We start from the raw sequence: 14,051 nt of genomic DNA on the forward strand, positions 1-14,051 counted from the left end.
ACAAAAATAAGGCGATTCATACTCGTGTCTTTTGCATCTGATTCTGTGGGTATCGTAACTCCACAAAAATATTCTTTTGAACAGCCTCTTCAACTTGAATGTGGTCGAGTCCTGCCACGTTTTGAGCTTATGGTAGAGACCTATGGAGAACTTAATGAAACCAAATCAAATGCAATTTTAATTTGTCATGCACTGTCAGGTCATCACCATGCTGCAGGTTATCACCATGAAGATGATAAAAAACCCGGTTGGTGGGATGCTTGTATTGGCCCTAATAAAGCAATAGATACAAATAAATTTTTCGTAGTTGCTGTTAATAATATTGGTGGTTGTCATGGTTCTACAGGGCCCACTTCTCCTAACCCTGAAAACGACAATTTACCTTATGGCCCAGACTTCCCACTCGTTACCGTTCGTGACTGGGTAAATACGCATATTCTTCTTTCTGATCGCCTTGAAATAGAGAAATGGTATGCCATCGTTGGTGGTTCGCTCGGTGGGATGCAAGCACTTCAATGGTCTATTGATTACCCTGATCGCTTAGAACGCTGTGCAATTATTGCAAGTGCACCAAAACTTTCGGCACAAAATATTGCATTTAACGAAGTTGCACGACAATCTATTTTATCAGATCCAGACTTTCATCAGGGCTACTACCTTTCCAAAGACAGCTACCCAAGGCGTGGGCTTATTTTAGCTCGAATGGTTGGTCATATTACCTACCTTTCCGAAGAAGCCATGAAACAAAAATTTGGACGTGACTTAAAATCTGGCAAGTTTATGTATGGTTTTGATGTTGAGTTTCAAGTTGAAAGTTATTTACGCTATCAAGGTGAACGCTTTAGCCGTAACTTCGATGCGAACACCTATCTAATTATGACGAAAGCACTCGATTACTTTGATCCATCTCGAGAATATGAATCTTCATTAACAAAGGCATTAGCCAATACAAAATGTCGATTCTTAGTCATTTCATTTACAACAGATTGGCGTTTTAGTCCTCAACGCTCAGAAGAAATTGTAAATGCACTCATTACCAACCACAAACCTGTAAGTTATCTCGATATTGATGCAGAACAAGGCCACGATTCCTTCTTATTCCCTATTCCACTTTATGTAAATACCCTACGTGCGTTTTTAGGGGGTGAAGCTCATCTTCGTTCAGCCAGTACATTTCAGGAGCCTAAATAATGCGATTAGACCAACAATTGGCAGAAAAATGGATTAGTCCTGGTTCAAAAGTACTCGATTTAGGTTGTGGCGATGGTGAACTACTTGCACATATGAGCAAAAAACATAATATTAGCGCTTATGGACTAGAAATCGACCAAGAAAAGATTGCAATTGCAGTCAGTCGAGGGTTAAATATTATACAACAAGATCTCAACCTTGGTTTACATCGTTTCGATGACCAAACGTTCGATTACGTTGTAATGGCACAAGCTTTGCAAGCAGTAGATGCACCTGATGTTTTATTACGGGATATGGTGCGTGTAGGGAAACAAGCAATTATTACCTTCCCCAACTTTGCGCATTGGAAGACTCGTTCTTATCTTGCGTTTAAAGGAAGAATGCCTGTTTCTAATGCACTACCTTATATGTGGTACAACACGCCGAATATCCATTTATGTACTTTCCGAGATTTTGAAGCACTTTGTGCCGAAAATAATATCCGGATTATTAATCGACTGGCTGTCAATGTAACTCAAAAAGACAGCCTTCTTAGCAAACGAATACCAAACTTGTTTGCTGAGGTCGCTATTTATCGAGTGAGCGCCCTATGAAGAAATTTTTTGTAAGTACCCTGTTGTTTGGACTGGCTGTATTATCACATGCAGACTATTTGACAACACCTCAGCAACAACCAACAGCATCATCTCAAGCTGCTCGTTACTCAACAATGGGTTTTAATGATTTATTGAATGAAGCAAAAGCTGGACAAGCTGCTGCACAATTTTATGTTGCAACACACTACCAACAAGGTAAAGGTATTCAAAAAGATTTAAATCAAGCTTTTGCTTGGTATAAAAAAGCAGCAGATCAAGGTATTCCATCTGCTCAATTGAATGTTGGTCGTATGCTTGCAGATGGAATGGGTACAAGCAAAAATATGATCTTGGCACGCACATACCTAGAAAAGGCAGCGAGCCACGGCGACAATCGTGCGAGCTTCAACCTTGCACTGATGGAAGAACAAAAGAAAGATTATATGGGTGCATACCAATGGTATGAACTTTCAACACGCGATGGCATGCTAGACAATAAAGTCATTAATATGTCAGAAAACAAAAAGACTGCTTTGGCTGCGAACTTGACACCAGATCAAATTCGTCAGGCAGTTGATCGTGCTGATAAATGGATTCAAGCGCAATAATCTATTTCTCAGCTCACTCATAGAACAGCACTTTTTGTGCTGTTTTTTTACGCTTTAAAGAGTGTACTCATTGGTAACATGCTCTAATTTGTGCATAATCGAATCATATTTTTTAATTATATTTTCGATATGACACAATTAAGATGGCTGAATGCTGGTGAACTTATACTTGCAAGTAATAACAAAGGAAAAATTGCGGAGTTTGAGAATTTATTTCAAGACTTAAACTTACCAATTGACGTTATTCCACAAGGTAAATTAAATGTTCCTGATGCTATTGAAGATGGCTTAAGCTTTATAGAAAATGCGATTTTAAAAGCACGTCATGCATCTAAACTCTCAGGCAAGCCGGCTATCGCAGACGATTCAGGATTATGTGTCCCTTTACTCGGCGGTGCACCAGGTATCTATTCTGCTCGTTATGCAGGCCATCATGGCAATGATGATGCAAATAATCAAAAGTTGCTTGAGGCTCTTATACCTTATCGCCAAACGAATACACCTATTGAAGGAATGTTTGTGTGTGTTTTAGCATTTGTTGAACATGCAGATGATCCTCTACCTCAAGTTTTCCAAGGAACTTGGCATGGCGAAATCCTTCCTGAAATACGTGGTGAAAATGGATTTGGTTATGACCCACTCTTTTGGCTACCAGAACTTCAAAAAACCAGTGCTGAATTATCAAAAGCAGACAAAAATAAAATAAGTCATCGCGGTCAGGCAATGCAAAAATTTCGCGAAAGTTTGAAATAAATCGTTATATAAAGTAGAGACCTGCAAAGATAATCATTACCATCATACTCACAATCGTACCTGCTGCAATATAACGCGCTGAATGACCCGTTCCTTGATAATGAGTTTCTATAGCGACAATATTAGCAGCAGGCGGTAGACAAAATAAGAAAAATAAAACTGCAATATGCGCTTTAAAATATGCAACGGGTAATGCAAAATAGCATACCGAGCAAATGATCATACCGATGATTAGCTTGTAAAACATCACACGTAAACTAAACTTAAGATCAGCTAAATTGACTTTCGTTTGACTTAACCAAATTCCTAAAATTGCCATTCCTGCAAAGACCATTCCAAACTTTGCAAAGCTATATAAGTTTGAAACCCACCCTCCTAAATGCCAATTTTGTATACCGAACAATCTTAAACACAGCGCCAACAGTAAAGCAATCACAGGTGGAGACTGTAATAGTTTACGAAGTGTTTGCTGTATGGGCAATTTTTCAGTACTTACAGCATTTATAGCCCAAACATTACCAAATATTGAACCGCCAATATATAAAGCAATCATTGCTGCACTCACAGATTGACCAAAAATAAGAAGTGCAAAAGGAAAACCTAACCAGCCTATGTTGACATAGCTACCACACAGCGCAACAAGGTGATCTTTAAATATACTCACTAAAAAAATATAAGAAATAATCGCAGCGATACCACTAAATAGCATGAGTGAAAAACTTCCTGCTTGGTAGTACACCATGTTATAGATAATGACAAAAGGAATAAAAAACCGCGCCAAGCTAGTTGCTAATATTTTTTTTAAAAACGTAACGAAAGAGTATGGCGAGCTAATCCAGCCAAAAAAGAAAGCAACGATAGGAAGTAATACAGACATTTTTTTCATCATTTTTATTGTGTATTTTCTTTATTACACATTTCTTGAACTCAAGCAAGCTTTTATAAACCACTAAAAACATTCTATTTTTCTTTAAAATGAAATTAAACTGTCATTGAAATGTCACGCTAAACTGCTGAGATAGTGTCAAACTCAAGGAGCTTCTTATGGCAGGTTTATCAATTTGGCACGTCATTATTTTTCTTATTGTCGTGGTTTTATTGTTCGGCACATCTAAACTTAAAAACATTGGCAAAGATGTTGGAGGTGCAGTTAAAGATTTTAAGAAATCTATGAATGAAGATGATACCCATCCAAAAGCATCATCAGAAAATAACGCAAAAACAGCTTCATCGGCAAAGCCAGAGTAATTTATGTTTAATGTGGGTATTTCTGAGCTATTTGTATTTTCAATCATTGCGCTAATTATTTTGGGGCCAGAAAAACTACCTCAAGCCATTCGATTTATAGGCCAATGGTATGCTAAGAGCAAAAGATTCGTTGGAAATATTCAAAATGATATTGACCGTGAATTACGTTTATCTGAGTTGAAAGCACAAATGGATCAAGAAATTGAGAAAATTCGTGCTCTTGAAAAGAAGTTAAATGATCAGTCTATGAATCTTGAAAAAAAAATGATATCTACGACTCAGCTAACATTTACCAAAAAATCATTTTCCCCTATTCAAAAAATTTACTATGGCTACCACCCCAATTATCCATTCATCGCATCATCCATAAATACACCACCTAAATTAAAGATTGCGGTATGACAACGACTCCAGAATCTACAAATCAGCCACTACCTCCGCTTGAGGAAATGCCTATTCATAAACACCTTGTGATTTTAAGGAAACATTTATTTAAAATCATGATTGCATTGATCGGGCTTTTTTTATGTTTATTGCCATTTGCTAATCAAACGTACCAACTTTTATCTGAGCCTCTTCGCGCACAACTACCTATGCATTCAACCATGATTGCAACAGATGTGACAGCTACCTTTTTAGCGCCATTTAAACTGAATTTATTTGTGTCGCTCATGTTAATTATGCCATTTATTCTTCACCAAATTTGGGCATTTGTTCGACCTGCACTGCATGATAAAGAACAAAATATTACTTTTCCATTAATGGTCGGTAGCGTTGGCTTATTTTATAGTGGCATTGCTTTTGCTTATTTTATCGTCCTTCCTTCCATGCTACATTTTTTTATCAGTGTTTCACCTGAAAGTGTTGCACCAATGACAGATATCAACAGTTATCTTACCTTTTGTCTTAAACTCTTCTTAGTTTTTGGCATTACCTTCGAAATTCCAATTATTACCTTACTGCTCATTTTAGCAGGCATTGTTAGCACGAAAAGCCTCATAGAAAAAAGAAGATTTATTATTGTTGGATGTTTTTTTGTAGCTATGTTTGCTACACCACCCGATGCTATCTCTATGATTATGCTTGCAATACCCATGTGGTTGCTTTTTGAAGTAGGGCTATTTTTTGGAAAAATGTTAGAAAAAAAACATACTTCATCTCTTTCATAATTTTGTCATCAAACTGTCAGCGATGTTTCACAACCAAACGATAGATTATAAAAAATTTAATTATTTTCAATAAAATATAGGAAACATCATGACCGAGCAGACGCCATATCATGAAGAGCAAGAGCTAAATAACAACACATCGAGCAATACTCACTTTAATGATATTTTAGACCATTATATCTCTCGTCGTGATCTTATTAAAAAAACGACGAATGGTGCAATTGCCTTAGCACTTGCAAGTAGCGTAACTGGCTATGCCAATGCTCAGTCAACTAAGTCAGATCAGCAACACTCATCTCAAACCAAACGACCAGAAAAGTTGACCTTCCAACCTGTTGCTAAAAATAAAAAAGATATTGTTACTGTACCTGAAGGATATCAAGTCAATGTTCTTTACAAATTAGGAGATGCGATACATCCCGCTTACGCAGACTGGGATGATCAAAACATTCCTTCGGGACCGAGCTTTCAATTCCGTTCAGGAGACTGTCATGATGGAATGCACTATTTTGGTTTAAATAAAAAAACCAAACATATGGATGAAAGTGTTTCTTCTGAAGGGTTGCTAGTCATGAACCATGAATACATTAATCCAACGTTCTTACACCCTAAAAGGCCAACTAAAATTGATGGACATCGACCTGAAGATGAAGTTATTCGTGAGACCAATGTTCATGGTGTATCAATTATTCATATTAAAAAAGATCCCATTACCCAGCATGTTTCTCTAATTAAAGATTCTTTATTTAATCGTCGTATTACAGCAACTACACCTATGGATTTTTCTGGAGTCGCAAAAGGCTCTGAGCGCTTAGCTACAGTTTTCTCACCTAAAGGCTTAAAAACGAGAGGCACACACAATAATTGTGGTAATGGATACACACCATGGGGAACTTACTTAACAACAGAAGAAAACTTTATTGGCTATTTTCAACGCAATGCCAATGACGACCAACAGCGCCAAGCACACGAAATTGTAGCGTTAAAACGTTATGGCCTAAAAGCCGGCTCAAGTTCAAAATATGAATGGGACACCGCGATTGGACATGTTCAATCTCAGGACTTATACGATCGCTGGAAAGCAAATGTAACACAATCCTCTGCTTCTGAAGACTATCGCAATAGCCCAAATACATTTGGTTGGATGGTTGAAATTGATCCATTTGATGTAAAACATAATCCTGTAAAACGAACATCTATGGGTCGTTTTGCACATGAAGATAGTGCTTGCCGTGTGGTTGAAGGAGAGCCTCTTGCTTTTTATATGGGCGACGACTCAAAAGGAGAATACATTTATAAATTCGTCTCAGATGCGAAATGGAATGTAAAAGATACGAATGGTGGCTATCAAGCAGGTGATAAATATTTAGACAAAGGAACATTATATGTCGCAAAATTTAACCAAGATGGTTCAGGGCAATGGATTGAACTCACTTACGGTAAAAATGGCTTAGATCTTACCAATCCTATTTATCCTTTTAGTGATCAAGCTGATATTGTCACTTTCGCACGACTTGCGGCAGATAGCGTTGGTGCAACAAAAATGGATCGTCCAGAATGGTGTACTGTACATCCTGAAAATGGCGAAGTGTATGTCACGCTCACTAACAATTCAAATCGTGGAATTGAATATCCGACAGATGCAGCTAACCCAAGAAGCTATGAAGACCTATATGCAGATAAAAAACTGCAAAAAGGTAATGTAAACGGGCATATTATTCGATTTAAAGAAAAAAATAATAAAACTACAGATACTACATTTGAATGGGATATCTACTTATTCGGTGCAGAGTCTGCAATGCCATCGAATATTAATCTCTCAGGTTTAACTGACAATAATGACTTTTCTAGTCCAGATGGTATGTGGTTCGATTCACGTGGTGTCCTTTGGTTAGAAACCGATGATAGCGCTTATACAGATGTGACAAACTGCATGATGTTGGCTGCTCTACCTGGCCATGTTGGTGATGGTACAACGGCGACAACGTCTAATGGACAAGAAACTATTGTCGGTGCAAAAGTTAATGATGAGAATTTAAGACGCTTTTTAGTTGGTCCTAAAGAATGTGAAATTACGGGTATTGCAATGACACCTGATAACAAAGCGATATTTGTAAATATTCAACATCCAGGTGAAGAATCTAAAAGTTTTGATCAACCAAATAGCCATTGGCCTGCAACACAATTTGATCCAACCAATACAACTGCAAGACCAAGATCAGCAACAATTGTGATTACACGAACAGACGGCGGTACAATTGCGGGTTAATATCGATCAGACTAACCTTTTTCTTTAGAGGTTAGTCTTTTTAAATCGAATCGCATCATTCGATAATGTCGAAAATGCAGTCATTTTACACATTGAAAATACAACATTTTTAAGAATGTTCAGATAGAATCCTCTCAATCATAAATGAAAAGGATTATCCATGCTGACCTACCCCAATATTAACCCTATTGCGCTCGAGCTTGGGCCATTAAAAGTTCATTGGTATGGCATCATGTACTTACTTGCTTTTTTATGTGCATGGGGTCTTGCTACATACCGCAGTAAACAACGTACAGATTGGGGATCTGAAATGATTTCAGATCTTATTTTTTATGGTGCACTTGGTGTGGTCGTAGGTGGACGTATTGGATATGTCATCTTTTACGAATTTGATCAGTTTATTGCCAATCCTTTATGGTTGTTTCAAGTATGGACAGGTGGCATGAGTTTTCATGGCGGCTTTATTGGCGTTATGGTTGCCATGATTTTATGGTGTCATAAATATAAAAAAACGTGGTTTCAAACCATGGACTTCATCGCTCCATGTGTCCCGACAGGTTTAATGTTTGGGCGACTAGGTAACTTTATTGGTGGCGAGTTATATGGACGTGCTGTAACAGACCCAAACTATCCTTTTGGGATGATTTTTCCTACAGACCCACTTCATTTGGTTCGTCATCCATCGCAAATTTATCAAGCACTATGCGAAGGGCTTTTACTTTTCATTATCTTATGGTGGTTTAGCTCAAAACCTCGTCCACGCATGGCAGTATCTGCACTTTTTCTTATTGGTTATGGTTTCGCACGCTTTGCCATGGAGTTCTTTAGAGAGCCCGATGCAGACCAAGGCTACATTTTATTTGGTTGGATGACTAAGGGACAACTATTATCATTACCAATGGTTATTGCAGGCATTCTACTTATGGTTATTGCATATAAACGTAAAATCTATGACTGGAACATAAATAAAGTTTAATACTAGACCAAAGCAAGGGAGTAAAAACTCCCTTGAATATGTTAAAATAAGTAAAAAATTTGATAATCCTTTGCCATGCTTGAATTTTGGTTTAATCGTAATAATTCTAAATTACATAAGTTATTTTTTCTTGTTATTGCAATATTCATTGCTATTACATTGCACTATCTCTTTCCAATGCCAATTAACTTAACACTACTATTTATTGGTGCAGGAGTTATTTTTTTAATTTGCCGTTTTTGTAAAATTCATATCACAAAAAATAATCCTAAAGAGTTGTTATACCGTGTATTTACATGGATTCCACTCGCTTTTCTATGTGCCATCATTTTTACTCATGCTACCCAAAACATTTTAGACTGGGGCATTCAAGGTATTGTACAAATGATTATTACAATTTGTATTTTATCCATTCATCACCTTTTTATAAAAAAATAGATAAATACTATGTTCATATATTGGTATTCTAAAAAATGTACAAGACAAACTAAATTTATTGTCACCATTTTAACGTGTGTACTCATTTTGCTCTTACAAGCCGTCATTGAGCTGGCACCACTATGGGTCATTATCAGTACTCTTGTAGGTATTGTTATGTATATTTATATGCACTTTCATACTAAGCTCAAATTACCCTATTGGTGTATTTGGCTTATCCCAATTTTATTTTTTGTTTTGTTTTACACACTTACTCAAAACACATCTATTTTTCTGTTTGGACAAATTATTTTATTTTGTTTTTTAGGCTTTTCGCTTGCCTCTATTTATGCAAACAAACAGCCAAGAAATTCGTCTGAATAAGCTATACTATATGTGAAAGTATGACATTGCGTACGCTAGCAATGATTGCATATGATGCATCACAATTTTGATTTTTTAAAATTGCTCCAAATATATTTGAGCAACATGATAGGAATATTATGAGAACGTATCTTAACTTACTCCAACATATCTTAGATAACGGTGGTAATAAAGGTGACCGCACAGGTACAGGCACTCGCTCCGTATTTGGACACCAGATGCGTTTTGACCTTACAAAGGGCTTCCCACTTCTTACAACTAAAAAAGTTCACTTTCGTTCGATTGTGATAGAACTTTTATGGTTTCTCAAAGGCGATACCAATGTTAAATACTTACAAGACAATAAAGTAAGTATTTGGGACGAATGGGCAACTGCCGAACAAACTGCTCGATTTAACCGTCCAGCAGGAGAGCTTGGGCCAGTATATGGTCATCAATGGAGAAACTTTGGTGCGACACAATTGGATCAGGGGCAATATGCACAAGATGGATTTGACCAAATTCAGTGGTTAATCCACGAAATTAAAACCAATCCAGATTCACGTCGCTTAATCGTTTCGGGATGGAATCCCCAAGAAGCCAATAAAGTTGCACTTCCTCCATGTCATACCCTATTCCAGTTTTTTGTACATGATGGAAAGTTATCTTGCCAACTTTACCAACGTAGTGCAGATGTGTTCTTAGGCGTACCATTCAATATTGCTAGCTATGCATTATTAACACATATGATTGCACAAGTTTGTGACCTTGAAGTAGGTGACTTTGTTTGGACTGGTGGCGATACTCATTTATATGCCAATCATTTTGAGCAAGCAAAGCAACAATTGTCTCGTGATCCTCTTGAACTATGTCAGTTATATTTAAATCCAGAAATTAAAAATATTTTTGACTTTACGTTTGAAGATATTGAAATCAGAAACTATCAATCTCATCCTGCAATTAAAGCACCGGTGGCTGTATGAGTATAAACAATATAGAAATTGTGCATGTTGTTGCAATGGATCAACAATACTGCATTGGCAAAAATAATGACTTACCATGGCACCTCCCCTTAGACCTCAAACACTTTAAAGAGGTTACACAAGGGGGCGTCATTGTTATGGGACGCAAAACATTAGAGTCTATGGGTCGAGCATTGCCCAAACGTATAAATTGGGTCATTACACGTGATCCATCGTGGCAGTTTAAAAATGTAAAAACTGCCGACTCTATTGAAAATGCATTAGCTCAAGCAATAGAAGATGTTCCACACAGTGAACAACCTTCAAAAATCTTTATCATTGGTGGTGGTGAAATATTTAAACAGACTATTCATCTTGCAGATTGTTTAGAACTCACGCATATTGACTTAGTCGTTGAAAATGGTAATGCTTACTATCCAACGATTCCAAGTGAATTTGAAAAAATAGCCAGTTCCAAACACTATGATGAGGCCAGTAATACTCATTTTGAGTTTGCAACTTATAAAAAATAACAACTTATATTTCAATACAATAATGATAAAAAATATTGATTTCCACCCATCTATTTCAGCCCTATCTATAGGGCTGGTTCATTTTTTATTTAGCTTCTTTGTGTTGAGCTTTAGTATTTGGCTCATCCTTGCATTGTGGGTACATAAACCCGTTGGTAGATCTTTAACTTTGGTGCTTATTGCTGTTTGGGTTTCGTTCGCACTGAGTATTTTGGGTATCTATTTCACCTCTTTTTTCTTTACCCCAATGATTGATATTGCCATTTTTCTAACGGGTGTTCTTCTAAGTTTACTTTGGTACTTTCATATTCAGCCACAGCAAGATAGAGCTTGGAGTCCAGAAGTTTCTAAACTACTCACTTATTCTAAGTATAAGAATACAATCACTTTAAATAATGTACGTAATTTTAAGTGGCATACAGATAAAACCTACGAAGTATGTTGGGAAACTAGAGTTTTTAATCTTGACCACATTACAGGAGTAAACATTATTACATCCTATTGGATGGGTCCTCAAATCGCACATACATTAGTAAGTTTTAACTTCTCAGATCAACGCCCGATTGTCTTTTCAATTGAGATTAGAAAACAAATACATGAGGGTTTTTCTGCTATTGGAGGGTTTTTCAGACAATTTGAGCTGAGTCTTATCGCTTCTGATGAAAAAGATATTCTGTATACACGCAGTAATATTCGTAAGGAGAAAGTCTATTTTTTCCCTATACGCATGCAAAAACATCAAATGCAACATCTCTTTCAAGAATATCTAACAACCGCAGATGAGCTTAAAGCCTCACCTCGATGGTACAATACCCTTACGAGTAACTGTACAACCATTGTATTTGATATGGTACAAGCTGTGAATCCACATCAACTACCTAAAGATTATCGAATACTATTGTCAGGCTACTTACCAAATTATTTATATGACAGTGGCGTACTTGATCACCAGTGGAATATCGAAGAATGGTATGAGCATGCTTATATTAATCCACGCACTAAAAACTTCACATATCTTGAAGATCAAAGTAGCGAGCAATTCTCATATCTTATCCGATTAGGTTTACCACAAGCCATTTCTTCATAAAAATAGTATTTCTAGTGGAAATCCCATATTTCCTGCATGTAATTACAAAAAATTAATCAAGACTTAATCCAGTTCGGCAATAGTAAGTCACTACTTCTCGTGAAACTGTTCGCGAATTTCTCCTTTATATTGCCATCTGGAACTGTAACATGAAATTGGTTTGTTATTGTGCAGATGATTTTGCCATGAATGCCGAAATCACACATGCCATCCTTCATCTACTTCATCAGAAAGTCATACAAGCCACCTCATGTATGACTCAGTCTCCTTATTGGTTCGACCATGCAGCCAAATTATTAGATGTTCAACAGCCATTTAATATTGGATTGCATCTAAATTTCACACACAACTTTAACGATGAAGATTATATTCACTCTCTTAATACATGTATTAGAAAAGCATGGAGCCATACGCTTAGTCAACATCACATACGTCAAAGTATTGAAAAACAATGGGGAAGTTTTATAGAGGCAACAGGTAAACAACCTGATTTTATTGATGGGCATCAGCATGTACATCAGTTCCCTGTAATTCGAGAAATCTTGATCAGTTTTTTAAAGGAAAAAAAATTTAAAGGGTGGATTAGAAGCCTAAACCAGCCCCTTTATATTCAAGGTTATCAACTCAAAACATATATTTTACATACATTAGGAGCAAAGAAACTCCAATCGCTATGTACTACACATCACATCCCAACAAATGCTTACTTTGCTGGTATTTATAATTTTTCAACGACTGTCGACTATGCTTTCCTTAATCAAAAATGGTTGAAACATGCTCAAGAAAACACCCTAATTATGTGTCACCCTTCCCTTACAACAACACAGCTAGAAGATCCAATTTACCTTGCGCGTATTAACGAATACAACTACTTAAGCTCTCCTCAATTTTTAGAAGACTGTCATCGCTTTAACGTTCAATTAGCACCTATCGGAGCAATATAGATAATGAGCAGAGAAACTCCTTTTTTATCTTGTATCGTTCCCGCTTTTAATGAAAGTGAGAATTTACAGAAGTTTATCCCTGCTTTGGCAAAGACGCTTGAAGCTGAAAATATTCAATTTGAAATTTTAGTCGTCGATGATGGGAGCAAAGATAATTCTATTGCAACCTTATCTTCTATGTTAGATAAATATCCATTACGTATTCTAGAATTATCTCGAAATTTTGGTAAAGAGGCTGCACTCAGCGCAGGTATAGATCATGTTTCAGATAGACATCTAGCACTATTAATTGATGCAGATTTTCAGCATCCTTTAGATGCCATTCCAACCATGCTTTCTCTTTGGAAGGAAGGATATGACATGGTGTATGGCATTCGTAACCGTAATACTGAATCACCTCTTAAGAAATTCCTCACCAATATCTATTACAAAATTTTAAACTTTAGTTCAGACATTGAAATTCCAGAAAATGCAGGCGACTTTAGATTATTAGATCGTAAAGTTGTTACAGCTCTCAAGGCACTACCTGAAAAAAACCGTTATATGAAAGGACTTTTTGCATGGGTAGGTTTTAAATCTATTGGTATACACTTTTCTGAGCTTGAGCGAGAAAATGGACAAACACATTTTAATATTAAAGCCCTGTTTAATTTAACTCTTGCAGGCTTAACAGGCTTTTCAAATCTTCCATTAAGACTGTGTATGGGGTTTGGTGCATTACTGGCTTGTTGCTCTATGAGCTATGGTATATGGATTATTATCGAAACTTTATTTCAAGGCATTGATGTTCCCGGCTGGGCAACCCTTATTGTCGCTATTAGCCTATTGGGTGGCATTCAACTCTTATTTTTGGGGATCGTGGGAGAATATATTAGTCGAATATATACTGAAACAAAGGGTCGACCACAATATATTATTGCTCAAGAACATCATCATCACCGATAACCCAATTTTTT

The 14,051-nt window shown here is 36.7% G+C and carries 16 protein-coding genes; 15 read left to right on the forward strand and 1 reads right to left on the reverse strand.

Annotation, left to right across the window (positions count from 1 at the left end; all coding sequences use genetic code 11):
• The first annotated feature begins 24 nt into the window (after positions 1 to 24).
• The 4 genes from metX (at position 25) to rdgB (ending at position 3,127) form a co-directional block, all read left to right on the forward strand.
• Entirely contained in the window at positions 25 to 1,191 is a 1,167-nt protein-coding gene (metX, locus tag I2F23_RS08040; protein WP_195772081.1) for a homoserine O-succinyltransferase MetX, read from the forward strand.
• The gene (metW, locus tag I2F23_RS08045; RefSeq protein WP_195772082.1) at positions 1,191 to 1,784 is read left to right on the forward strand and encodes a methionine biosynthesis protein MetW; all 594 of its coding nucleotides are present in this window, start codon (positions 1,191 to 1,193) and stop codon (positions 1,782 to 1,784) included. The genes metX and metW overlap by 1 nt, the downstream gene beginning before the upstream one ends.
• On the forward strand, positions 1,781 to 2,374 hold the full coding sequence (locus tag I2F23_RS08050; protein ID WP_195772083.1) for a tetratricopeptide repeat protein: 594 nt from the start codon (positions 1,781 to 1,783) through the stop codon (positions 2,372 to 2,374). Before metW ends, I2F23_RS08050 begins: the two co-directional genes overlap by 4 nt.
• Positions 2,375 to 2,503: 129 nt before the next feature.
• Complete coding sequence (gene rdgB / locus I2F23_RS08055) at positions 2,504 to 3,127, forward strand: RdgB/HAM1 family non-canonical purine NTP pyrophosphatase (protein WP_195772084.1); 624 nt, start codon at positions 2,504 to 2,506, stop codon at positions 3,125 to 3,127.
• A gap of 4 nt (positions 3,128 to 3,131) precedes the next feature.
• On the opposite strand, the gene I2F23_RS08060 is transcribed toward rdgB, so the two are convergent.
• A complete protein-coding gene (locus I2F23_RS08060; RefSeq protein WP_195772085.1) occupies positions 3,132 to 4,004 on the reverse strand; it encodes an AEC family transporter in 873 nt (290 codons plus the stop codon).
• A gap of 167 nt (positions 4,005 to 4,171) precedes the next feature.
• Here I2F23_RS08060 and tatA point away from each other — a divergent pair, with 167 nt between their 5' ends.
• The 11 genes from tatA to I2F23_RS08115 all read left to right on the forward strand — a co-directional run bounded on the left by tatA (position 4,172) and on the right by I2F23_RS08115 (position 14,040).
• Positions 4,172 to 4,375, forward strand: a complete 204-nt coding sequence (gene tatA, locus I2F23_RS08065) for a Sec-independent protein translocase subunit TatA (RefSeq protein ID WP_195772086.1) — start codon at positions 4,172 to 4,174, stop codon at positions 4,373 to 4,375.
• Positions 4,376 to 4,378: 3 nt separating this feature from the next.
• On the forward strand, positions 4,379 to 4,777 hold the full coding sequence (gene tatB / locus I2F23_RS08070) for a Sec-independent protein translocase protein TatB (RefSeq protein ID WP_195772087.1): 399 nt from the start codon (positions 4,379 to 4,381) through the stop codon (positions 4,775 to 4,777).
• Complete coding sequence (gene tatC / locus I2F23_RS08075; RefSeq protein ID WP_195772088.1) at positions 4,774 to 5,544, forward strand: twin-arginine translocase subunit TatC; 771 nt, start codon at positions 4,774 to 4,776, stop codon at positions 5,542 to 5,544. The genes tatB and tatC overlap by 4 nt, the downstream gene beginning before the upstream one ends.
• A gap of 88 nt (positions 5,545 to 5,632) precedes the next feature.
• Complete coding sequence (locus tag I2F23_RS08080; RefSeq protein ID WP_195772089.1) at positions 5,633 to 7,813, forward strand: PhoX family protein; 2,181 nt, start codon at positions 5,633 to 5,635, stop codon at positions 7,811 to 7,813.
• Between the two features lie 160 nt (positions 7,814 to 7,973).
• Complete coding sequence (lgt, locus tag I2F23_RS08085; protein ID WP_195772090.1) at positions 7,974 to 8,789, forward strand: prolipoprotein diacylglyceryl transferase; 816 nt, start codon at positions 7,974 to 7,976, stop codon at positions 8,787 to 8,789.
• Between the two features lie 75 nt (positions 8,790 to 8,864).
• Positions 8,865 to 9,227, forward strand: coding sequence for a hypothetical protein (locus I2F23_RS08090; protein ID WP_195772091.1), 363 nt, complete (start codon positions 8,865 to 8,867; stop codon positions 9,225 to 9,227).
• A 482-nt stretch (positions 9,228 to 9,709) separates the two neighbouring features.
• Positions 9,710 to 10,552: a thymidylate synthase gene (gene thyA, locus I2F23_RS08095; protein ID WP_195772092.1), complete on the forward strand. Its 843-nt coding sequence runs from the start codon at positions 9,710 to 9,712 to the stop codon at positions 10,550 to 10,552.
• Positions 10,549 to 11,064, forward strand: a complete 516-nt coding sequence (locus tag I2F23_RS08100) for a dihydrofolate reductase (RefSeq protein WP_195772093.1) — start codon at positions 10,549 to 10,551, stop codon at positions 11,062 to 11,064. The genes thyA and I2F23_RS08100 overlap by 4 nt, the downstream gene beginning before the upstream one ends.
• 25 nt (positions 11,065 to 11,089) lie before the next feature.
• Positions 11,090 to 12,151, forward strand: a complete 1,062-nt coding sequence (locus I2F23_RS08105; protein ID WP_407648011.1) for an Lnb N-terminal periplasmic domain-containing protein — start codon at positions 11,090 to 11,092, stop codon at positions 12,149 to 12,151.
• 149 nt (positions 12,152 to 12,300) lie between these two features.
• Positions 12,301 to 13,095, forward strand: a complete 795-nt coding sequence (locus tag I2F23_RS08110) for a ChbG/HpnK family deacetylase (protein WP_195772095.1) — start codon at positions 12,301 to 12,303, stop codon at positions 13,093 to 13,095.
• 3 nt (positions 13,096 to 13,098) lie between these two features.
• Positions 13,099 to 14,040: a glycosyltransferase family 2 protein gene (locus tag I2F23_RS08115; protein ID WP_195772096.1), complete on the forward strand. Its 942-nt coding sequence runs from the start codon at positions 13,099 to 13,101 to the stop codon at positions 14,038 to 14,040.
• The last annotated feature ends 11 nt before the right edge of the window (positions 14,041 to 14,051 follow it).

This window comes from Acinetobacter pollinis (assembly GCF_015627175.1).
Classification (GTDB): domain Bacteria; phylum Pseudomonadota; class Gammaproteobacteria; order Pseudomonadales; family Moraxellaceae; genus Acinetobacter; species Acinetobacter pollinis.